Raw genomic sequence first — 23,416 nt, 5'->3', positions numbered from 1 at the left:
TCGACCGGTCCACTGCGCTGGCGCTGACGACACCACGTGGTGGAGCACCGGATGGCCGGCGTGGGATTGAGCAAACCTTGACCGTCGCGGCAGGTCCGCCGCAACATGCGGCGACGAGTGTGGAGCCGTGAAAACGTTGTTGAACGCGCCGGGCACGACCGGCGCCCCCACCCCGGCCCCGTTGGACGTGACGCTGGTCAGCGCACCGGGCTGCCACCTGTGCGAGGACGCCCGCGGCGAGTTGGGCCGCCGCGCCACCGCCGGGCAGGTCGCGGTGCGCGAGGTCGACGCGGAGTCCGACGAGGGCCTCGACCTGGTCACCCGCCACCGCCCGGCCCTCTTCCCGCTGGTCTTGGTCGATGGCGAGTTCTTCAGCGCCGGCAGGCTGCCGCGCCGCAAGCTCGACAAGCTCACCAGTAGCGCCGGGCGGCGATGATGGGAACCGACCTGCTCGCCACCGGCAGCATCCTGGCCGCCTTCTTCGCCGGCATGGTCGCACTGTTCGCGCCCTGCTGCATCGTGTTCCTCGCGCCCTCCTACCTCGCCGCGGCAGTCAAGAACAACCGCTGGCGGCTGCTGCCGCTGACCTTCGTGTTCGCTGCCGGGCTCGCCGTCGTGCTGGTGCCGATCACCCTGGGCGTCAGCCTCATCTCCGGCGCCATCGCCAAGTACCACCAGCCGCTCTACTGGGCCGGTGGGCTGCTGATGATCGGCCTCGGCGTCCTGGCCCTGTCCGGGCGGATGTGGTCGATGCCGTCCATGCTGCGCGCCCCAGCCACCGGCCGCGGCGACTCGGCCACCTTCTTCAGCCTCGGCGTGTTCTCCGGCATCGCCTCCAGCTGCTGCGCCCCCGTCCTGGCCGGAGTCATGACCCTCTCGGCCCTGTCCAGCAATCCTGTCGGTGGGCTGATGCTGGGGCTGGCGTTCGTGTTCGGCATGGTCATCCCGCTGTTCGTGATGGCGCTGGTGTGGGACGCCGCGAACCTCAGCCAGCGCCGCTGGGGCAAGGCGCATCCCCTCCACCTGCGCATGGCCGGACGCGACATCCACACCACCAGCATCAACCTCCTCGTCGCCGTCGCCTTCTGGGTGATGGGCATCTGGGTCATCGTCCTCGCCCAGGCAAGGACAATGACCGGCCCCGGCAACTGGTTCCAGCGTGCCGCCGGCGCCTGGGTCAGCGACACCGCCCGCCGGATCCTCACCGTGCTCGCACCCATCCCCGACCCGGTCCTCGGCCTGGCGCTGCTCGCCGTCGCCGCCGCGTTCGTCTGGTTCACGCTGCGCGAGCGGCGCCACGACACGCACACCCCCACCGGTTCCGCGGACCACGCCCACTGCCACGACCAGCACCACACCAACGTCAGGACACCCGCATGAGCACCACGCGCAACCCCCGCACCAGCAGCCGCCGCGAACAGCTGCACCAGCAACAACACGCCGATGCGCTGGCCCAGGCCAAACGGCGCCGCACCCGCCGGCTGCTCGGAGCACTCGCCGCCGTGATCGCGGTCGTCATCATCGGCCTCGGCCTGTGGAGCGCGCGCCCGAAGAACGGCGCAACCAGCGGCACCGCACCCCAGTTCAGCCTGACCACCACCGCCGGAACCACGGTGTCCCTGTCCGACTACAGGGGCAGGCCCGTACTGCTGTACTTCAACGAGGGAGCAGGCTGCGGAGCCTGCACCCAGCAGATGGCCACGATCGAGAAGGACCCGGCCTTCCAGAAGTCCGGCATCACCGTGTTACCCATCGTCATGAACACCAAGGCCCAGATCCAGCCCGACCTCGACACCTACGGCGTCAAGACCCCCTACCTGCTCGACGACGGCACCGTCTCCAAGGCCTACGACACCTTGGGCAAAGGCATGCACGCCGACCTGCCCGGCCACGGCTTCGTCCTCATCGACAAGTCGGGCAACAAGGTCTGGCAGGGCGACTACCCCTCCATGTGGATCGACCCCCACGACCTCCTGACCACCGCCAAGAGCCACCTCAGCAACTGACCGCCCAACCAGACCATCCGACCGCAGGGCCGGCGTGCACGCTCTACCCGGCCCCGCCGGTCACACGCCTGGACACCGCGGTTCGGGTCTGGGGAGACGGCCGTGGTGGTTGGCCATCCTGCGTCATTCGCCGTCCCCGCACTGGGCCTCTTTCGGTCATTTCCCGACGATGCCCGACAGTGAGCGCGCGAGCCCTCAACGCTGTGACGCCACTGTCGGACTGGGCCGCCCCCTTCATTCGGTCCGGTCGCTGTGCGAGTCGTCGGTTTCCGATTGATGGGTGCATTGCCGAGCGTAGTCGACGGGTGCGAGGTAGCCGAGCGATGAATGCCGGCGGTCGTGGTTGTATTCGGTCTTCCAGTCGCCGATCGCGACCTGGGCGTGGAGCAGCGAGTAGAAGCTGTTGATGTTCAGGCACTCGTCGCGGAGCCTGCTGTTGAACGACTCGACGTACCCGTTGTGCCAGGGCGAGCCGGGTGGGATGTAGAACAGGCCGGTGCGGGTGCCGGCCCAGTGGGCCATCGCGTCGCTGATGAACTCGGGGCCGTTGTCGGATCGGAGCACCGCGGGGGCGCCGCGGACGGCGACGAGGTCCTCGAGGTGGGCGGTGAGCCGGTCGGCGGTGATCGACCGTTCGACGAGCCCGCCGATGCATTCGCGGGTGTGCTCGTCGACGATGGAGCAGATCTTGATCGGACGGCCCTGCTCGTCCGCGTCGAACTGGAAGTCCACCGCCCACACGAGGTTCGGTGCGACCGCTGCCGGGGCGTCGACGGTCGAAGACCCAACGCGTTTGCGGCGACGCCGCTGCGGGACGCGCAGCCCTTCCTCGCGCCAGAGCCGTTGGATCTTCTTGTGGTTCACGACCCACCCCTCGCCGCGGGCATCGTGGTAGGCCCTGCGGTATCCCCACCGCGGGTGCTTCTTCGCATACGCCCGCAGCCAGTCCCGCAACGCCAGGTCCGGGTCGGCTGTCGTCTCGCCCTGGAGCGGGCGACGGTATGCGGACCTGCTCAGCCCGGCCAGACGGCACGCCATTCGTTCGCTCACCCGCAGCTTGCGCTTGAGGTGGTCGACGGCGGCGCGGCGCCTGCCCGGGCCTAGATGTACTTCCCCGGGACGTTGTGAACAGTTGAGCTGAGGGGGGAGGCCTCCGGCAGGATGTGGGTTACCACACACGCATCCAGGAACCGGAGGCCTCCGTGACCCACGCTAACGCACCCCTGACCCCCGCTGGAAGGCTCCGGCTGGCCGCCTGCATCGTCGACGACGGCTGGCCCCTGAGACGGGCTGCTGAGCGCTTCCAGGTGAGTCCGGCCACCGCGAAACGCTGGGCCGATCGCTATCGTGCCGGCCAGCCGCTGATCGATCACTCCTCCCGGCCGGCTCACAGCCCCAACCGGTTGTCGCGGCGCACCGAGCACCGGATTGTCGGGCTGCGGTTCACCCGGCGGTGGGGGCCTCATCGGATCGCCTACCACCTGCACATTCCCCGCTCCACCGTGGGGCGTGTCCTGGAGCGCTACCACATGCCTGTGCTGGCCAACACCGATCAGGCCACGGGCCTGCCCGTGCGCCGCCCCGACCCTGTCCGCTACGAGAAACAGGCCCCCGGGGACCTGATCCACGTCGACATCAAGAAGCAGGGCCGTATCCCCGACGGGGGCGGCTGGCGGGCCTTCGGGCGCGGATCGGTCCAGGACCGAACGGCACGGGCCGCAGGAGACCGCGCCGCGCGGGCGGGCGCGCCCGCATCTCGGGGCTACCGGTATCTTCATCACGCCGTCGACGATCACTCCAGAGTCGCCTACTCCGAGATCTGTGACGACGAGAAGAAGGAGACCGCTGCGGGGTTCATGACCCGGGCTCTGACCTTCTTCGAATCCATCGGGGTCGCCGTAAAGGCCGTGATGACCGACAACGGGGCCTGCTACCGGTCCCGGGTCTTCAGCCAGGTCCTCGACGACGCCAAGATCGGTCACAAGTGGACCCGGCCGTACCGGCCTCAGACCAACGGCAAGGTCGAACGGTTCAACCGGTCCCTGGCCGCCGAGTGGGCCTACGCCCGCGACTACACCAGTGAAACTGAACGCGAAGCGGCCTACACGGAATGGTTGCATCACTACAATCACCACAGACCCCACACAGTAGTGCCCCTTATGGTGGTGTAACCCGCTGGTGACCAGCCCGTCGGCCTCCGCGACTTCGTGGTGGACGGCAGCGCGGTCACCGTGTGATCCTTCGAGAAAGCTCTCTACTTCTCACTCGAAAGGAACAACCACGATGACCGCTGCCCATATTGTCGACCCGACGCGGGTCCTGGACCAAGCCCTGGGCCAGGCCTCCCCGGACCTGTTGCGCTCACTGCTGGCCACGATGATCAACATGCTGGCGTCGGCCGATGCCGACCAGGTCGCCGGCGCGGAGTACGGCCGCCCCGATCCCGACCGCCTCGTCCAGCGCAACGGCTACCGTCACCGCGACCTGGACACCCGGGTCGGCACCGTGGATGTGGCGATCCCCAAGCTCCGCCAGGGCAGCTACTTCCCAGAGTGGCTGCTGGAGCGGCGCAAGCGCGCCGAGTCGGCGATGATCACCGTGGTCGCCGACGCCTACCCGGCCGGGGTCTCCACCCGCCGGATGGACAAGCTCGTCAAGCAGCTGGGTATCGACTCCTTGTCGAAGTCCCAGGTCTCGCGGATGGCCGCCGACCTCGACGCCCAGGTCGAGGCCTTCCGCCACCGACCGCTGGGCGAGGCGGGCCCGTTCACGTTCGTGGCCGCCGACGCCCTGACGATGAAGGTCCGGGAAGCCGGACGGGTCATCAACGCGGTCGTGCTGACCGCGACCGGGGTCAACGCTGACGGCCACCGGGAGGTCCTGGGCCTCCAGGTCGCCACCGCTGAGACCGGGCCGGCCTGGAACACGTTCTTCGCCGATCTGGTGGCCCGGGGCCTGTCCGGGGTGCGGCTGGTCACCTCGGATGCCCATGCCGGGCTGAGGGAGGCGATCGCGGCGAACCTGCCCGGGGCGGCCTGGCAGCGGTGCCGGACCCACTACGCGGCCAATCTGATGAGCGTGTGCCCCAAGAGCCTGTGGCCGGCGGTCAAGGCCATGCTCCACTCGGTCTACGACCAGCCGTCCCCGGCCGCCGTCGACGCCCAGTTCGACCGGCTGCTGGACTATGTGGAGGCCAAGCTTCCCCAGGTCCATGCCCACCTGGACGCCGCGCGGGCCGACCTGTTGGCGTTCACGAGTTTCCCGGTCGACGTGTGGCGCCAGATCTGGTCGAACAATCCCCAGGAGCGGCTGAACAAGGAGATCCGGAGGCGTACCGATGCCGTGGGGATCTTCCCCAACAGGGAGGCCGTCATCCGGCTCGTCGGGGCCGTGCTGGCCGAGCAGACCGATGAGTGGGCCGAGGGCCGGCGCTACCTGGGCCTGGAGGTCCTGGAACGCTCACGGATCCCTCAGACCCCCGTCAGCGAAGACCAGACCCGCCTGGAAGGAGCAGACCACATCCCACCCGAACTGACAGCCTGACCCCGTATCGAAAGATCACGAAACGGATACACCACTACAAGGGACTTGACCCCCCACACCGGTATCGGCGGCCAGACCCCCTCAGAACGTGTTCACAACCTCACGGGGAAGTACACCTAGAAGTTTCCCTCAGCCAGCTCCCGCAGGGCAGCCTTCTCGAGCTCTGCCTCGGCGAGCAGCCGCTTGAGCGTGGCGTTCTGCTTCTCGAGCTCCTTCAGCCGCTTCGCGTCGTCGGCCTTCAATCCGCCGTACTGGTTACGCCACCGGTAGTACGTCTGCTCGGACACTCCGAGCTCTCGACACACCGCGGCGATGTCGCTACCGCCCGCGAGCATCCTGTCGGCCTGCCCGAGCTTACGGACGACCTGCTCCGGAGTGTGACGCTTCCTGCTGTTCGTCATGATCTGACCAGTCTCCCTGCCCGGACCCCCGGGCAACAGGACGACTCACACAACCACCGGACCTACCAGACGGGGTCAGCCCAGGGCCACCGCGTGGGACGAACAAACACGTGGCCCACGCAGGAAGGTGGACGCGGGCGCAGCTATGGTCTGATGCGATTCTGGACAAGGGCGCGTGCACGCAGACGGTCACGTACCTCTTCGTAGATCGTGTTTGACGTTCGTTCTGCGGTCTCGACGGAAACAACTAACGCATATCGGATTGTGCTACTGGTAGGAAGTCGTTGAGCATCATCCATGCATTCCACGTGTATTGGAAAACTATCTCCTTCGACGAAGGACATCGCCCGGGATCCCTGCACTATCTCGTGCTGAAGACTCCCCCTTCGAACTGCGTTGCGCTCGGCATCCGAACGATCTCCACCTGCAAGCTTCGTATCCGGCGTACTGAAGTAGACCTTCGCACTGCGATATCGAGCCAGCTGACCGACGGTTGGTGCCGCGAACGCGAGGGTGATCGTGAAGCGGTGCCACTCCGCCTTCGCGCGCAGCGAGATTGGCAGAGGAACCTCGTAAGTATGTCGCTCGTTTCGCCCGATATGACCACCAGCGAGCATCACCGCCCGGTTGGTCGCAGCCGTAGCGAGTCGATCCAAATCGAGACGACCATACCCGAGCATGGCGGTCAGCTGACGACGCGCTTCCTGGCCGCTGAGGCCCAAATCATGACGGAGCGTCTCCTCCCAGATTCCCCAGCTGCTTGCATGAGCGAGAAGGGCCCGAGCAAGAAGTGGATGGTACTGCGGGTCCGGCAGCGGGGCATCCTCAGCGTCAGGCTGGTCAGCTTCGAGGATGTCGAAGATTCTGCTGGCTTCGCGGGTCACGAGGGCGGTCGCATTGCTAGTGCCGTGCGTAAACGCCGTGCGGTTGACGGCCCCACCAGTTCCTGGAGCCGCTACTTGTTGCCCCGGCCCAGTTGCGCCGGTGCGCGCCAGGGAGATCGACACTCGTTCCTGATTTGGATCGATGACTGGTCGCGTGTAAAGCGCACGGCCACCACTGTGATGCAAGTCGGGCTTGATGGATCGGTCGACACCAGGCCCAACAGCTTCATAGAGAGCTGGAGCATCCGGCCGAGTGATGTCCCACACAGTGTCGGTCGCCTCAACCTCACCGAGTGCATCAGAGTGACTCGCACCGACAGTTAGCGCATTGAGCGCGTCACCGGGCGGCAGGATGCCACGGAGGAGGCCGGAACCGTACACGGCGCGCGTCGCAGCAACACGGGCCGCGGCGACGTCACGCGTGGCCTCGCTGGGAATCGTGAGCTCGTCTACGTGATTCCCCGCACTTACGACAAAAAGAAGGTTGTAAGAGCTTGCGAGCCAGTCCAAAAGCCGTCCAGCCGGACTCATTATTCGTGTCAACGCTCGCGTCTGCGCCCCAATAGACAAGTTGACAACCCGGACGCTCGGCGCTGCGGCAGGTTGATTGCCCTCGCCGACCATCATCCGTCTGATTGCGCGATGAAGCAGATCAGGAAGTAGACGATCCGGGACTACCTGCTCCTGCCCAGCAATGAACTCATGGGGTCGGAGGATTGGTCGGACGTATAGGGGACGGTCAAGAGGTTCCGAACCTTCTGTGATATCACCATGAATGATGAGCGATGCCATCGCTGTTCCGTGGTGACGTGCAGCGACAGGATAAGCTTCGCCCAATCCGTCGGGATCGTCGATCAGGAGACGCCCCTGGAGCGCGACATGGTTTGCAAACGGCAGCCCGTCGAGCAAAGCTACCCGAGGTTTGCCGTCACTCCGCTCGGCGGGTAGCAGGTCGGTCAACGCCTCTGGCTCAAGAGTAGTTGGAGAAACGCTCATCGGCGTGAAGGGGCTCACAAACATGACATCATCACTCGTGAGGAGGCGTATCGCCTCGGCCCCGTTGGCAAGCACATATTGAACCTGCTGGATCGGAAGCTCGACCAATAACGCATGGTATTCAATCTCGACAATTTGTGACCGGTCCACGACACGACCACCACTTGAGGTGACGATGTGTTCGACATGGGCTTCAGCTAACGTCCGCTGTTCAGAGTTCCGACGATGCCACAGCTCGACTTCGACCAGCACAGTGCTGACCGACTGCCCGATCATGCTGACAGTCTCTTCCCACCTCTCAAGAAGGCCAGTCTCTCGGATGCGGTCCTCAGCGCTCCATCGACGGATCGCAGTGAGTTGCTCGAACGCAGCCTTGAACTTTCCGAGACCATACTCGAACGCTGCCGACGGGCCTGCCTGCCACAGTGTGAAGAGACGAAGCAATTCGTCAATAGCCTTTGAGTTCGACATGACAAGGTATAGAGAGTGCGCTACGCGTTTGTCCGTTCGTGCACCAGTACGTTCAACCATGTGAAAGTCGTCGTCAGGAGTGGAGCGGTCGGCGACGAGTTCCGATAGAAACTCCAAACCTTCGACGCGGTTTATCGCGTTTTGAAAATCTTTGACGGTTCCAGCCAAATCGAACACGACAACGAGTGCCGGGTCGATCTCATCGGGCGCTTCGAGGCTCAGCCGAGCACGCTCGCTCGCGAACGCATCTTTGAGGACCTTGAACTGTGGCGTCAGCCGCTCGCCCTGCCGAGCCGCTCCCGGCCTGGACAAGCGCGGAAGGCTTCGTAGCGCCTGCTTTGGTCGAGCACTAGCAACTGGTGGTCCAAACGCCAGGAGCGGCCTACGGTCGGCCGTCACCAGCTCGCCTCTCCCCGGCGATGTTCAAGCCGCTCCTGGACGATTTTCCGAAGATTCACATCTGGAAGTTCCAGCACGGCACGTCTGCGGACATCGAGCGCAAACTCCTCCAGTTCGGCGAAGCTTGCGCCAGCCAACTTGTCCGCCAGAGTCCTTGGAGCAAATCCAAGGTCTCCACCGAAACGATCGGCAAGCCGCTCCAGGAATCTCGTAGCTTGAGATCGACTTGGACGTTCTAGCTCCGTTCTAATCTGGAACCTCCGCCATGCCGCTCTATCCAACAACTCGCCGTGATTCGTCGCCCCGATGAATATTACATGCGGTGGGAGTCGGTCGATTTGGAGAAGCAATGTGGAAACCACTCGCTTTATCTCGCCAGTTTCATGCTCGTCCGCTCGCTCCTTGGCGATGGTATCCAGCTCATCGAAGAACAGAACACAACGACGAGTGCGTGCGAATTCAAAGGCATTATCGAGGCGTGCGGCCGTTTCGCCAAGGAAACTCGACATCACACCCTCATAGCGAATCACGTAGAACGGCAGCATCAACTCCGTCGCGACCGCTTCCGCAACACTCGTCTTGCCATTGCCTGGAGGGCCAGACAGCAAGAGTCGATTCCGTGGCTCAATGCCGTAACTCCGCAACAACTCTGCGCGCTTCTGTTCTTCAATCAGCTCCGTCACGACCCGGTGTGGGACGGGCGCGAGTTCAAGATCGCTCAGCCGACGGTTGGGGACAACTTCATGCACGAGATCCCTGATGGCGGCCGCCCTGTCATCACGGACAGGGCCCTGCCCCGTCGTGGTGATGAGTTGAGATAAGCGGTCTGCCAGAAGGTGATGCTGGTTGGCACGCTCTTCCGCGATCACCGACTCAACGAGCACCTTAAAACGGTCCCTGTCGCCACGGCGTTCGGCTTCGACGAGATCCAGGAGGAGATCAGCGCGCGGCACCGCTCCACCTCCTTCAGTCGTTGGTCACATCTCATGTACAGTCTACCGGCGTTCGCCTTGGCGACCACGTGCCCGCGCCGACACTCGATCGAGCACTTGCTCGATGTTGCCTTACAGCGACCGCGCGGTGCTTCGTCTTGCTTGCCCCTTGGCCTCATGCGCAGCAGCCGCGGTGGTCGTCGGCGCTGCATCGACCGCTGCGCGTGCCCGCGCGGCGTCGAGCCTCTGTCCGTCGGATGCTGTCATGGTGCCGAGTGGTGTATCGCCGCTGATGTGGTACCGGTCCCGGTAGGCAGCCACCACCCGGGCGGAACCTCGCCAGGTGGTCAGCATCTTTGCGTTCGTGGGCCGAGGTCCCAGCTCCGCGGTCCACGGCGCGGCGCCAGCGAGCGCATTATCGAGGACAGCGTCGGCACGGGCTTCGATGAGGTCGCGGCGTTCGTTGAGGGCCTGTCGCATTTCGTCGCTCATGGTGCCGGTGGCTTCCGGGATGAGCCCGGCGATGAGGCGTGGCGCCTTGCGGGCGCGTCCCGATCCGGCTGGGCGTGCAGTGGCCATGGCGAGACGGTGGTGGAGAACTGCTGCGACGTCGTCTGCATCCTCGAGTCGCCGGGCTCGGACCAATCGCGGTAGGAGAGCATCGACGTTGTGATGGTTGGCTTCCGCCCGGCGCAGTTCTGCTGTGAGTGGCCCGAATGCGTCGGAGGCGAGCACTTCGGCTGTCTGGGTTTCGGTGAGGCCGGAGTTCTGGATGAGCGTGGCCCAGCGGTCGTGCTGAGCGGCAGCGGCGATGGTCTCGTATTCGGCAGCGAGCTGGGCGATCGACCCCCAAGTCTCCTGCTCGGCTGCGATCGTCTCGTGAGCCGACTGTTCCGCGCCTGCGTGTTGAAGGACGCCGTACAGGACGCTACGGCCCGTGGCAGCCTGATTGTCGCCAGGGTGCGGAACGTCATGGGCAGAATCGGGCTGGTCGACGGCAACGTAGGCGACATTCGCGTCCCGCCCGCGTGTCATGGCCACGTACAGGTTCTCCCGAGTCATCGCCGAATCGACGAGGACGTGGGCGGTGTCGGTGGTGATGCCTTGTGCCCGGTATGAGGTGACCGCGTACCCGAGTTCCATGTGTTCGGCGACATACTCGGCGGGAACGACGACGGTTGCACCCCATCTGGCTCCGGCACGTTGGAGGGCGATGGAGCCGTCCTTGCGCACGTCGAGCACGTGCCAGCGGTCACCGTTGCGCACCCATCCTCGCCCGGCCCGCAGTCGCCGGTCGTTGCGTCGGGTGATGACGACATCGCCAGTGGCAGCGCGAGTGCCATCATGGAGTTCTGCTTCCCGTGGCCCGTGGACGACGCCGTCAACGATGAGGTCGGTGCGCGCTCGGATGTTCAAGGCGGTGACCGACTCGTTGGAATCCGACACCAAGACCGTGGCTTTGCCTGCCAGTAGATCTGCGCGCCAAGCGGTGTAGGCGGAGTCGATCATCTCCTCGGTCTCCCCATCGTGGATGCGGCCGTGGGCGTCGTAGGTGTCGATGACATCGGTGTGTCCATGCCGCAGGTCCAGGGAGGCGGTCTTCTCCCATGCGTGGGTGAAGCGGTGGACATCGACCAGTTCGGGCGCGTCACCTCGGTCATGGACCAGGAGCCCGAATGCTCCGCCTGCATCAACGGACTGGAGCTGCGCGTAGTCACCGACGAGCAGCACCTTCGCGCTTGCCTCGGCTGCGAGGCCGGTGATTCGGTCAAGGGAGAGCGTGCCTGCGAGTGAGGCTTCGTCCACGATGACGAGTTGACCGGATTGGAAAGTGGCGCCGGTGGTCTGGTGGGTCTGCCACCACTTCGCCGTGTTCTCCGTCGCGATACCCAGGTCCTTCGCCAAGACCTGGGCGGCACCCGCGGACGGCGCCAGCCCGACGACCGAGCCTGCGCTGTGTTCGGTTTCCCAGACTCTGCGCAAGGCGTTCATCGCCGTGGTCTTTCCAGCGCCCGCGGGACCGACCAGTACGTCCAGGACGCGGCCGGAAACCGCGATCCGGACGAGGGCCTCCGCCTGGTCCTCACCCAGCACTCGTCCTTCGGGGTCTGGACGCCGTGCGATGCGTTCCATTGTCCCTAGGCTAACCGTCGGCCCGGTCGTGTCGTGGCTGCGCTCAAGGAGCCTGTCCTCGGCATCGAGAAGCTGGTGGGAGGAGTAGATGGTGGAGTTCTTCGGCCTGAAGACGGACGTGGTGTCTGGGCGGCGAAACGCGGCGGGACTGGAGGCCAACTCAAATGGTGTCAATCGCAGCGACACCGCCTCAGCAGCATCCACGACCAGTCCGACGATGGCTTCGCGGTCTTGGGCGGTAGCGAACCGGTAGCCCATTGTTTGCCGCGCGGCTTCGGCGGTGAGATTCCAACGCCGCCACGTTGACCGCTTCTCACCGACCGCATCGACGACGCTCTCGCCGAGGTTGCGGACAACGTCGAGGGGAATGTCGTCGGCCCTCAGCAACAGCGGCTGGTCGTTGGATGCAACCCGGCGTGCCCACCCGGTTGCATCCTCACCCAGGACTGCACTGGCGCGATTGCGCCATGCTGCGGTCAGGTCGGCCAGGGAGTGCACCGTCTTCTCGGGGCGGGTTGAGAGCGTTGCTTGGGCGCGTAGCTTCATGATCGTCGCCGCCGACGGTCGCCGCCCGTGCTCGGTCACATACTGGTCGATCAGCCGGTCGGTTGCCTCGTCGATGTGGCGTGCACGGGTCGAGAACTCCGCAACCAGCTCTTCGGGAACGTCTGCAATCGCCCACGTAGGGTTGCGGTCACGGCCACGTGCCCTTGACTCCCACTCCACACCGAGCATCCGCGTCAGATGGTCGGCAAAGACGGCCTCATGCAGCTCCGAGAGCGCCACGGTGGCTGCGTGTAGTGGTCGTCCGTCCAAGGATCTCCACTTCCCGTCCAGGACGGTCTGGACCTTGTTGCTGATCACCACGTGCGTGTGAAGATGTGGGTCACCAGCACGGGAGTCGTAGTGGTCGTAGGCGGTGGCGATGAGTCCCCGAACGTCAACCTGAGCGACAGCACCGTCTGCAGCGTTTGCACCAGTGCGAGTGGCTGCAACTTCACGCTCCATGTAGGCGATCATGTCCGCAACCGCGACGTGGTGCGCTTCGGCAATCAGGGATTGCGTGCCTGCATCGGCAACCGCCCACAGCACGCTGGCGGACTTGGGGATCGAGAACGTGAAGTCGAATCCTGCAACCGCCCGTCGCGTCCCGTGTTCGGCTTCCTCGGCTTCGATTGCAGTGATTGCGCGGGCTCGTGCAGCCGGATCAAGATACGGGTCGAGAGTTGCGGTGCGTTCTTCGATGCGTTGCGCGATGGTCTTGTAGACCGGATACGCGCGGCCCAGCGGCGCACCCGTCACGGGGTCTCGGCCCATCCCCACCAGCAGCTGGAGCTGCGCCTCGCTGACTTCGTCACCAGAGGCGATCTGGCCGGTCCCGAGTGCCTCCAGTCCGCTGCCCATCCATCGGCCCGGAGGAGTGCCCTCCGCTTTGTAGTAGCGGGTCAGCGGCGTCGACAATGACCGGTCCCCATCCCCCGCGACGACAGTGCGCACGAGGTACATGTAGCCATCCCCGGCCGACATCACCCGCATCGACACTGTCACGCCCGTTCACCTTCCCTCCGTCAGGAAGGAGGTGAGCTACCGAGACCACCGGACCTCGATCTGCAAGAGGCGTGGTGGCTCGAATTCGAGGTCGATGTCTGACCTCAAGCTACTGGTGGTCGGGCTTGACGGTCGGTCTATGTCCAACGAGCGACGTGTAGTCGTCTTCGACAGAAAGCGCCGCAACCATCCGGTCAACAAGCTTCGGGAGGTAGGCATACTGCTTGAACGTTGGCGAATAGAGACAGTACCCTTCAGAGTTCGGCAGTTGGTCCTTCGACTGTGACTTCACAGGACCGATTCCCCACTTCTTCCGGAGCCTAGTGAAATCGTTAACACCGAACTCGAACTGGATACGTTCTTGTACCTGATTTGCAGCAACACTGGGCAGCACCTCGTCGCCGTTCGCTGCATTCCTGAACTTCTCGGCGACAATAACGCTACCCTGCTGACCCACAAGCTCCTGAAGTTCGTCTGGAGTCAGCTCATCCTGTCGGACGAAGTTCAATGCCATGTCGGCATCGGTCTTCGGCCCCTTCATCGGCAACAACAGAAGACGGTACGCGTATCGTTCATCACTTCTAATCGACTCATCGAGTGCTTCCTGGAACTCTGCGATGAAGGTGGAAGTACCTTGCGGAAGCCCTCGCCGAAGTGAGCGCTGCTCTTCATACCGGGTCGGGCTGAGGGACTGCACGAAGACAGGAAACTTCAATTCAGTTCCGAGACTTGCCGCCGATCCAAACCGCCGGACCAACTCTGATTCAAAGTTGATGATGCAGGCGTGAGCTTCGGCTGCCGTTGCAACAAGGACCGAGTCCTGATAACGATGCTCCACGTGATTACGCAGGCCGATGAAGAACTCGACATTTTTCCGGATCGGATCGTTATCCTTGAACTCGTGCTTCAGGCACTGGCTAAGATCCCATGTCTTCTTTGATCCATCAGAGTTGCGCTTGAAGGTGCGCCGCTTGTCATTCTCTCTATAGAAGATTTCAACCTTTCGGCGCATCCGATCAGCGTGCATCAGGTTCTGCCATGCCAGGTGGATGTGGACTATGAAGTCAGCGAAGCTGCGCCGGTCACCTGGGCGATTGTAGAAGTCGATCGCCACCAGCGCTTGTCGACGTGCTTCCTCAAGAGTGTGCTTCCACGCTGGGGGTCTAGCCATGGATCAACAGACTTTCTGTCGAGAGTCGGAGAGGGACAATGAATCAGGCAGTAACCAGCTGCATCAGCTCGGTGTAGTCGGTGACGACGTCGTAGGTGACATCGCCGTCGTTCTTCTTGTTGAGGGATGCGAAGAACTTGCGGGCGCACTCGATCTTTGCGTCCTCGACGCCCTTCAGCTGGAGGGTCGAGAGTGAGCCTTTGGTCTCCGCGACGAAGTAGACGTGCTTGACGCTGCCTTCTTTGAACGCGATCGCCCAGTCTGGGTTGTAGTCCCCGACCGGGGTTGGGATGAAGAACCCGCGTGGGAGCTTGGCGTACACGGCGACCTCGGCGCTGGTGTCCAGTTCGTTGACGAAGGCACGCTCGACCTTGGAGTCGGTCACGACGTAGTCGTAGATGTGCTTGGTGAGCTTGCCACCGGCGTGGGTGAGGTCTTGCTTGGTCTGGTTCTCCGTGAAGATCGCCGAGTCGAAAGTCTCGTCGAGTGCGTCGTAGGCGAGGTGCTCCACGATGACGGTCGCCTTCTGCTCGTTGATCAGCCGCGCCGCTTCGGTGATGAACTGCTCCGGGTTCAGACGGAACTTCCCGAACGTATCCGGACGCACTCCCTTGAGCATCGCGGCGACCGTACGGCGGGTCAGCTTCGTCTTCTCGGCGATCTCACCCAGCAGGTCGTACTTCACCTGCGATCCAGCCGTCACCTTCTCCGTCACAGTCTCCGTGGTGGACACCGCAAACCCCGAACCCTTCGACAGGTCGTCGGCCTCCAGCTCGTCACGCTGCTTGCCCGATTGGATGACGTACTGCATGGACGCCACGTTGAGGTGCTTGTCCATGTGGTCGACGGCCTTGCGGATCAGTTCGTCTGAGTCGAACTCGACCTGGTAGACGGCCTTGTGGTTGATCCGGCCCCACAGGCTCTGGAACTCCTTGCGCGCGAAGTTGGCTTCGTTGAGGGGAACCTTCTTGGGCTTGCGGTCGTCAATGGGCTTGGGCACGTCGATGTACAGCGAGTCGACCAGCGGCCAGATGAAGTCCACCACCGGCCGCAAGACGTCTGACGTCGGGACTGCGAGTGTGCCCTCGGCCTTGGCTTCCTTGTATGTCAGGGTGATGTGGCCGTCGTCGTCGATGTAGTCGTTGCGCGCCAGGTAGTTGTAGAGGGACCGGGCCAGTTGCTCCTCCACGATCGACTCACCCGCGGTGGTCTGGATGGTCTTGCCCATGAAGAAGTTGACGCTCGCCTTGCGCGGACGGGCCGCCAGAGACTCGGAGATCTCCTTCTGGAGTCCATCGACGAAGCCGGTGTATGACTCGTCGGTCACGACGGTCAGCTCGTTGATGTCGTGAACCCGACCGCCGACGGTCGCTTCGTCCATGCGCTCGCCACGCTGGTCAACAGCCAAGCGGAGGCCACGGCCAATCTCTTGGCGCCTGGAGACTGTGTTGTCACTCTTCTTCAGCATCCCCATAACGAACACGTTCGGGTTGTCCCACCCCTCGCGTAGCGCAGAGTGAGAGAAGATGAACCGCACGGGTTCGTCGAAGGAGAGCAGTCGCTCCTTGTCCCTGAGGATCAGGTCGTAGGCGTCGATGTCTGTGGACTGACCCTTGTCATCACCGCGACCGGAGACCTTCCCGTCAACCTGATGCTTGGACTTCTTGTCGATCGAGAAGTAGCCCTGATGGACCTCTCGGATCTCGTCGCGGCGCAGGTAGGCCTGGTACGCGGCGGTCGCCTCGTCGAGGGCCAGCTCGCTGAGAACCTCGTCGCGAATCAGCGCATACTCTTCCTCGAACATGCGCGCGTACTCGCCGAGTGTGTCCTCGCGGGAGTAGTCACGGTACCTCGCCACCTCGTCGATGAAGAACAGGGACAGTACCTTGATGCCTTGGCTGAACAGTTCACGTTCCTTGTCCAGATGGGCGCGGATCACCTCCCGGATCTGGATGCGGCGCTTGGTGTCCTCCGTGACGTCGCGATCGGCGAGCTGACCAGCGAACACGATGTCTCCGTTGCTCAACTCGACCACGTCACGGTTCGCGTCGATGTCGAACACCACGAGGGGCTTGCCGTCTGGACGATAGGCCTCCAGCCCATTGGAGAGATCGTGGAGATTCGTGCCCTTCTCTACCCGCTTGACCTGACGCTTGATCCCAGTTTTGGTTTGGACCTCGATCTCAACCCGAGCCCGCGGTAGCGTACCCTTCGCGATCTCGACCGCCTCCAGGTACAGGTAGGCCGTAGACCCCGCCAAACCCTTGACAGTAATGCCACGAACGGCGATCTGTTTGACCAGCTTCTGGTTGTAGGCGTCCAGTGCGTCGAGCCGATGTACTTTGGTGTGCTCGACCTTGTGCGTTGCGGAGTACCGCAGCATCATCAGCCCGTTGAAGTTCGACAACGCCTTGAGAGATTTCTCTGCGCCGATCTTCTGCGGCTCATCGATGATGACGATCGGCCGGTTCGCGGCGATCACATCGATCGGCTTTCGTGACTGGAAGTCATCTAGTACGTCGTAGATGCGTCGATTATCCTTGCCGGTCGCGTTGAACGCCTGGATGTTGATGATCATCACCTGAACTCCAGCGTCCGAGCTGAACCGCTCCAACTCGTGAAGTTGAGATGAGTTGTAGACGAAAGATCGCGGCTTGGTGCCGTACATCTGCTGGAAGTGTTCAGCAGTGACGTCGAAGGACTTCTTCACACCCTCGCGGATCGCGATCGACGGCACGACGATGATGTACTTCGACCAGCCGTACCGCTTGTGCAGCTCCATGATCGTCTTGATGTAGACGTAGGTCTTGCCTGTACCTGTCTCCATCTCAACGTCGAGATTCGGGGCATGGGGCGCAGCCTTACTGTCCTTCAACGACGATGAAAGCGGCAGGTTCCGCGTCTGCTGAACCTTGTGCACGTTCTCCAAGAGCTGCGCATCGATGAGAGCAATCTCCGCGTTGCGCAGGCCCAAATCCGAGTACAGCGGAGCCATATCCGCTTGCGTTTTCCCCGGATCGACGCGATACGAGATACCGTCATACTTTGGCTGGCCTTCAAAGACCTCGACCACCGCATCAACTGCGTCCGTCTGATACTGCTGAACCTTAAACTGGAGCTTCATCCCGATCAGATCGCCTTCACTTCAGTCGAAGGCGACACTTCACGGAAAATCTGCTCGGCATTTATTCGTGCGGCATCCGAAGCGAATCCATCATCGCGGAAGACCGCGCGTATTGGGTGACGTGTAGCAATTGAGTGGACGACTTCTGGAATAAGAGACTTCTCAAAGCAGGCAATCAAAGCTCCCTCCTCAACGTCGAAGATTTCGTGCCCATCGACTGTCTCCTTCACGATAGGCATCGTAAGTTCCAGCCCCCAGTCGAGCAGAACCTGGAACAACAGATCTTCCGCTGTCCGATCATTCTTAATGCTCGGCTCAAGTTCCTCGATCGTCAGCTGATCGGTATCGTCCGCAGCTTTGGCGACATTAGACAATCCTGTGCTGTCAATTTGAACTGCACGAAATCCGATGTCACTTGCGCCAGCAGATAGCATGTTGTTCGAAATTGTATTCGTGCCCGCTCTCTTGATTCGTTCACGTGAAAGCGTTGCGATATCGGAAAATCCTGCCTTCGCGGCCTCAGAGCTTGAAGGCACCGGTTCTGCAATTTGAACAAGTATCCAAGATCTGCGCTTGCCATCTTTGGAGTTTGCGCGAAATACCGCATCAGCTGTGGTTCCGGAACCAGCAAAAAAGTCTAAGACCAAGTCGCCGTCTCCAACTCCAGCGATCCACATAATGCGTTCCATCAGCTTTGTCGGCTTAGGAGTGTCAAATAGGGCTTTACCCCCGAACAACTTCTTTACCTCATTGGCTGCCTCGCGCGTGGTACCGACTTCAGTTCCAAGCCATAGAGACTCCACTGCGCGGCCGTCCAGCGTGTCGAGATAGATCTTCCTAGTAATGGACGTTTCATCTTCATTAAAGATGATTTCTCCGGTTGCAATTTTCTTCTCGATTGTTTCTTTGCTCCAACGCCAGCCATTTTCCGGCGGATCTATAGTGCCGCCGCGGGGAGTTGGGAGTGGATAGCGCAGATTCGGTCGGTATAGGGCGTTCCTTACGTCACCCGCACGCCAGGGCCCGCGAGGATCGTTGTCTGGGTTACGGTAGTTCTTGTTGTGCTCGGCGGTTCGTTCGAGTGGTTGGAGAGCAAACGAGTCAGTGCGCCGATAGCAGAAGATCGTATTGTGATGGACAGATACAGTATCGGTGTAGCCCTTCGGTTGGACACTGTGCTGCCAAATAAACTCCGCAACTAGGTTCGTTCGGCCGAAGACCTCGTCGAGTAAACACTTGAGATTCCCGCTTTCGTGATAATCGCAGCTAACAAATATGGCGCCGTCTTCAGACAGAAGGCTACGGGACAGTTTCAGCCGTGGGTACAGCATGCTGAGCCAATCGGAGTTAAAGCGACCGTTTGACTCTGGGTTGGCAACCAGGCGATCGCCAGTTTCCGATTTCTGACTGGTGCGTTCTAGATACTCTGCGGCGGACTCCGCGAAATCGTCTGCGTAAAGGAAATCATTTCCCGTGTTGTATGGCGGGTCGATGTAGATCATCTTCACCTTGCCGAGGTAGGACTCCTGGAGGAGCTTGAGGGCGTCCAGGTTGTCCCCTTCGATAAAGAGGTTCTTAGTTGTGTCAAACTCGACGGACTCTTCACGGACCGGACGGAGCGTTTTGGCGATCGGTGCGTTGGCAGTGAAAGCTGCTGCGCGCTTGCCTGGCCAGTCGAGCCGGTAGCGCTCCTGGGGCCCTTCAACTACGTGGTCGGAGAGTTCTTGGCGGAGGAGGTCGAAGTCGACAGCCCGCTGCGGATTGCCTACGGCGTCGAGGGTCTCGGTGACAACGGTTGGGAACAGCTCGGCAAGCTTGTCGATGTTCGCTTCGGTCAGGTCGGGCGATGTCATGCGCAGTTTTTCCATGGTCTTACCTTTGCTGTTCCAGCTGTGCTTGTTTGGTCTTGAGGGTGCGGCGCAGTTCAACCTTCCGGTTGAACTGCTTTTCGGTGCGGAGCTTGCGCTCAAGTGTCTTGATTTCGCGTTCGAGCTTGCTGACGGTCTTCAGTCTGTCAGCGACCTCCGACATTCCTTCGCCGGGACGGGCCTCGACGTTGGCGAGGGGTTCGAGCAAGGCCGCGTAGAGGGCAGGCAAGGTGATGGCGGTCGGCAGTGGGTGACGCTCGGTGTCGGCGGGCTGCCATCCGGTGCTGAAGTACTGGCTGATCTTCGTAGCTCCCGCACCGAGCTGCTTGTGGGATGCGACCATGCGTGTCTCGCGCACACCGGCGACGTCGCGGTTGACCTCGAAGATGATCGGGCGAGGGATTGACTTGTCGATGGTGCTCAGCACTGGTTCGGAGACATCCGCCTCCTTGGCGTCGACCTGGAAGACCGCGACATCAGGGACCTCGTCAGTACCCGCCAGGTTGATCGTTGCTTGCGCGAGGTCGTAGGCCCAGAACACTCGGTCAACCTCGGAGATGAATTTCTCCCGCAGAGCAGTGTTCACGCTGGCGTGTTCGTAGAACTTCTCCTTGGGGACCCGTCGCCCGAAGCGGGCTGCGCTGGGCCATTGGTACAGCAGGTCAGTCACCAGCGTCCACCTCCTCCGTGGAGTTGACGAACGCGATGAACGCGGTGAGTTCGAAGTCGTCGAGTCCGGCGATGGTCTGGGTGAGGGCGGTGGTGGGGCCTGGGGTGAACAGGCTGTCGATGTCGCGTTCCTCGGTGACGTCGATCATCGAGTGGATCGCGTCCGTCAACAGCTGCGAGTATGCGCTCATGTCGGCGCCGTCGCGCGTTGCTTGGTTGAACGTGTGGACCGCGCTGGGGACGGGCTGGTCGTAGGGGCGGCATCCGGTGCGCAGGAGGTCGAGCAGGTGCTTGGCCTCTGTATGGTCGGCGACCACGTGGCCGTCCTCGTCGAGGTAGACGAGGTAGTGCGGGTGGAGACGGTTTCCACGGTTCATGTGCTCGTCCGCGTTGACGTTGCGCAACGCGAAGATCACCCCGGGCACCAGCCCCTTGGCAGGGTCGGCGGGGACGACGGCGTGCAGGCCCTTGGGAACGGTGGCCAGGTCGCCGTACTGCTTGATGTAGCCGAGCAGGTCCATGCGGAAGTCGTTGAGACCGAGGTCGGTGATGGAGACACCTGTGCGTACGTCTTCGAGCTCGATGACTTCGTCTTGGAGTTTGCGGAGCTGTTCCTTGCGGAAGGCTGCGTCCGGGTCTTCCTGGGTGAGGACGTTGTCGTCGGCGGTGCCCGCGATGTCGGCGATGACCATCCGGTTCTCGACGCGTTCCTTGAGGTTGATGTACTCGTCCAGGGAAATGTCGGGCCAGAAGTTCACCAGCTGAATGAAATCGTTGGTGGACCCGATACGGTCGATACGGCCGAACCGTTGGATGATGCGCACCGGGTTCCAGTGGATGTCGTAGTTGATCAGGTAGTCGCAGTCCTGGAGGTTCTGACCCTCGCTGATGACGTCAGTGCCGATCAACACGTCCAGCTCGCGGGTTTCTCCGGGCATGGTCACGTCGCGCTGCTTGGAGCGTGGGGAGAACAGGGACATGATCTGCTGGAAGTCGTAGCCCTTTCCTAGCGTGGTGTGGGAGCGGTTGCCACCGGTGATGACCGCCGTCTCCAGTCCAGCTGTAGCGAGGGCTGGCGCAAGGTTCTTGTAGAGGTAGTCGGTGGTGTCTGCGAAGGCGGAGAAGACCAGGACCTTGCGGTTGCCAGGGTTGATCGGATGCTGCTCTTTGGAGCGGATGATGTCCTTGAGCTTGCGGAGCTTGAGGTCGTGGTCTGGGGTGACCTTGTTCATCTCGTCGAGGAGTTCGCGCAGGGTCTCTCGGTCGTTCCACAGGTCGCGTTGCCAGGACTCGATGTCCAGGTCGTCCAGGTCGATGCGGATCTTGTCCCCGAAGGCGAGGGCCTCGATGTTGGCGTCGTCCTCGTCGTCGATGTCGAAGTCCTGGCCTGCCATGTCCGGCACCAGGTCGGCAAGATTCCCAGCGTGGTTGCTGATCCGGGACAGCGTGTGTGTGACCGAGTCCTGCACGTTGCCCAGCGTGAGGCGGAAGGCTTCCACTGAGCTTTCCAGGCGTTTGAGGAGGTTGACGGTCATGAGCTGCTTGAGGCCCTGTTCGCGGCCTGCCTGCCCCAGATTCGAGTGGGCGCTGCCTGCGGTGACGTCGTAGAGGTCCTCGTACTTGCTTCGACGGGACGGGAAAACGTAGGTCAGCGGGGTGTAGACCGCCAAGGTGAGGGCCTGGAGCTGTTCGAAGATGTCGTTGAAGCCCGGCACATCTGGAAGGTCCGTGAGAGGTTCACGCACGGAGATGGGCGTGAGGCGTTTGGGGAAGGCGCCAATCTCGGTGGTGTCGTAGAAGGCTTGGATGTGTTTGCGTGAACGGGCGATGGTCACCGAGTCGAGCAGTTCGAAGAAGTCGAAGTCCAGCATCTTCAAGATCTGGTCCGTGGTGCGTTGCTCGGCGTCGAGTTTGGACCATTCGTTGAAGACCCGCTGGGCGTCGGAGAAGACCTTCTCCACGCTGGTGGAGATGTTCAGGTGCTTGGCGAGGTTTTCCGACTCTCCTTCGTAGGCGAGCTGGAGCTGGTTTTTCAGGTCGTTGAACCGGTTGTTCACCGGGGTGGCCGACAGCATGAGGACCTTGGTCTTCACGCCTTCTTTGATGACCTGGCGCATGAGGCGCTGGTAGCGCGATTCCTTCTCTTCCGCGTAGTCGGCGTTGCGGAAGTTGTGGGACTCGTCGATCACCACCAGGTCGTAGTTTCCCCAGTTGATGCGGGCCAGGTCCAGGCCAAGGGATTCACCCTTCGTGCGCGACAGGTCGGTGTGGGCGAGGACGTCGTAGGCGAAGCGATCCTCGCGGAAGAGGTTGGTGGTGTAGTTGGAGTTGTAGTTCGTCCAGTTCTCCGCCAGCTTCTTGGGGCACAGCACCAGTACGGACTTGTTGCGTAGCTCGTAGTACTTGATGACGGCCAGCGCGGTGAAGGTCTTGCCCAGACCGACGGAGTCGGCGAGGATGCAGCCGTTGTAGGTTTCCAGCTTGTTGATGATGCCGGTGGCGGCGTCATGCTGGAAGTTGTACAGGCTCTTCCAGACCTTGGTTTCCTGGTAGCCGGTGCGGTCGTTGGGGAGGACGTCGTCGTTGATGTCGTCGAGGAAGTCGGCGAACAGGTTGTAGAGGATGAGGAAGTAGATGCGCTCTGGGGAGTTCTCCGCGTACACCGTGGCGATGTGGTCGCAGACCGCCTGTGTGACGTCGTCGAGCTGGTCGGGGTTGTTCCAGATCTGGTCGAACAAGGCAAGGAACGATTGGGTTTCAGCCGCGCCCTCGAACTTGGTGACGACGTTGGAGACTGCCGGGCCCTTTTCATAGCCCAGGTCAGTGGTGGTGAACCCTTGGATCGGGAAGTAGGCGGCGCGGTCGTCAACCGCTGCCAACGGCTGCATGGGGCTGCCTGTTGCGTTGGATCGGAAGGTGACCTTGTTGCGCACCCAGTCCGCGCACTCCCGTGCGATTGCTTTTTGGGTGAGCTTGTTGCGCAGCCGGATCTCGAACTCGGTCCCGGCGATTGCTGACTCGGCGTGCCCGGCAGGGATGAAGAACTGGCGACGTTCCTTGCGGACCTTGTCGGTCACATCCGCAGCTACGAACGACGGGGAGGTGAAGATGAACTCCAGTTCGTCGACGCGTTCCAGCTCCTTCTTCAGCGCTTCGAAGGCGAAGATGGAGAACGTGGAGGCCGCGATCCTGACCTTGGACCCTCGGGCCAGAACGGTCTTGAGGTCATCGCCAAGGAGGTCGGTGACGTTGTTGATGATGCGCACGTGAG

Annotated in this window: 13 protein-coding genes and 2 pseudogenes; 5 read left to right on the top strand and 10 right to left on the bottom strand. The window is 62.3% G+C overall.

Features of this window, described 5'->3' with window-relative positions:
- The first annotated feature begins 127 nt into the window (after window positions 1-127).
- The 3 genes from LA343_RS05790 to LA343_RS05780 are packed head-to-tail and all read left to right on the top strand — an operon-like array spanning window position 128 to window position 2,006.
- Window positions 128-436 (top strand): thioredoxin domain-containing protein, encoded by a 309-nt coding sequence (locus LA343_RS05790; protein WP_025402402.1) that lies wholly within the window; start codon window positions 128-130, stop codon window positions 434-436.
- A complete protein-coding gene (locus tag LA343_RS05785; protein WP_224209229.1) occupies window positions 433-1,380 on the top strand; it encodes a cytochrome c biogenesis CcdA family protein in 948 nt (315 codons plus the stop codon). Before LA343_RS05790 ends, LA343_RS05785 begins: the two co-directional genes overlap by 4 nt.
- Entirely contained in the window at window positions 1,377-2,006 is a 630-nt protein-coding gene (locus LA343_RS05780; RefSeq protein ID WP_025402400.1) for a peroxiredoxin family protein, read from the top strand. Before LA343_RS05785 ends, LA343_RS05780 begins: the two co-directional genes overlap by 4 nt.
- 234 nt (window positions 2,007-2,240) lie before the next feature.
- On the opposite strand, the pseudogene LA343_RS05775 reads toward LA343_RS05780, so the two are convergent.
- Window positions 2,241-3,110 (bottom strand): annotated as a pseudogene (locus LA343_RS05775) (IS3-like element ISAar43 family transposase); the annotation flags it as partial.
- Window positions 3,111-3,208: 98 nt separating this feature from the next.
- Between LA343_RS05775 and LA343_RS05770 the strand changes: the two are divergent.
- Window positions 3,209-4,177 (top strand): IS481 family transposase, encoded by a 969-nt coding sequence (locus tag LA343_RS05770; protein WP_127822715.1) that lies wholly within the window; start codon window positions 3,209-3,211, stop codon window positions 4,175-4,177.
- Between the two features lie 112 nt (window positions 4,178-4,289).
- Window positions 4,290-5,549 carry an IS256 family transposase gene (locus LA343_RS05765; protein WP_025402398.1) on the top strand — a complete coding sequence of 420 codons (1,260 nt, stop codon included), beginning with the start codon at window positions 4,290-4,292 and terminating at the stop codon, window positions 5,547-5,549.
- A 125-nt stretch (window positions 5,550-5,674) separates the two neighbouring features.
- Here LA343_RS05765 and LA343_RS05760 read toward each other — a convergent pair.
- The 9 genes and pseudogenes from LA343_RS05760 to LA343_RS05720 all read right to left on the bottom strand — a co-directional run.
- A pseudogene (locus tag LA343_RS05760) lies at window positions 5,675-5,950 on the bottom strand (transposase); the annotation flags it as partial.
- Between the two features lie 143 nt (window positions 5,951-6,093).
- Entirely contained in the window at window positions 6,094-8,613 is a 2,520-nt protein-coding gene (locus LA343_RS05755; protein ID WP_224209228.1) for a S8 family peptidase, read from the bottom strand.
- A gap of 83 nt (window positions 8,614-8,696) precedes the next feature.
- Entirely contained in the window at window positions 8,697-9,653 is a 957-nt protein-coding gene (locus tag LA343_RS05750) for an AAA family ATPase (protein ID WP_025402395.1), read from the bottom strand.
- 111 nt (window positions 9,654-9,764) lie between these two features.
- The gene (mobF, locus tag LA343_RS05745) at window positions 9,765-13,313 is read right to left on the bottom strand and encodes a MobF family relaxase (RefSeq protein WP_025402394.1); all 3,549 of its coding nucleotides are present in this window, start codon (window positions 13,311-13,313) and stop codon (window positions 9,765-9,767) included.
- 109 nt (window positions 13,314-13,422) lie between these two features.
- Entirely contained in the window at window positions 13,423-14,484 is a 1,062-nt protein-coding gene (locus tag LA343_RS05740; protein WP_025402393.1) for a DUF3644 domain-containing protein, read from the bottom strand.
- A gap of 43 nt (window positions 14,485-14,527) precedes the next feature.
- Complete coding sequence (locus tag LA343_RS05735) at window positions 14,528-17,608, bottom strand: type III restriction-modification system endonuclease (protein ID WP_025402392.1); 3,081 nt, start codon at window positions 17,606-17,608, stop codon at window positions 14,528-14,530.
- A gap of 5 nt (window positions 17,609-17,613) precedes the next feature.
- Window positions 17,614-19,476: a site-specific DNA-methyltransferase gene (locus tag LA343_RS05730; RefSeq protein ID WP_025402391.1), complete on the bottom strand. Its 1,863-nt coding sequence runs from the start codon at window positions 19,474-19,476 to the stop codon at window positions 17,614-17,616.
- A gap of 4 nt (window positions 19,477-19,480) precedes the next feature.
- The gene (locus LA343_RS05725) at window positions 19,481-20,146 is read right to left on the bottom strand and encodes a DUF4391 domain-containing protein (protein ID WP_025402390.1); all 666 of its coding nucleotides are present in this window, start codon (window positions 20,144-20,146) and stop codon (window positions 19,481-19,483) included.
- Window positions 20,139-23,411, bottom strand: a complete 3,273-nt coding sequence (locus tag LA343_RS05720) for a helicase-related protein (RefSeq protein ID WP_025402389.1) — start codon at window positions 23,409-23,411, stop codon at window positions 20,139-20,141. The genes LA343_RS05725 and LA343_RS05720 overlap by 8 nt, the downstream gene beginning before the upstream one ends.
- Window positions 23,412-23,416: the final 5 nt, after the last annotated feature.

Source organism: Corynebacterium falsenii (assembly GCF_020099275.1).
In the GTDB taxonomy this organism is placed as follows: domain Bacteria; phylum Actinomycetota; class Actinomycetes; order Mycobacteriales; family Mycobacteriaceae; genus Corynebacterium; species Corynebacterium falsenii.
Note: the sequence above shows the minus strand (reverse complement) of the source record. Positions and strands in the feature narration are given on the sequence as shown.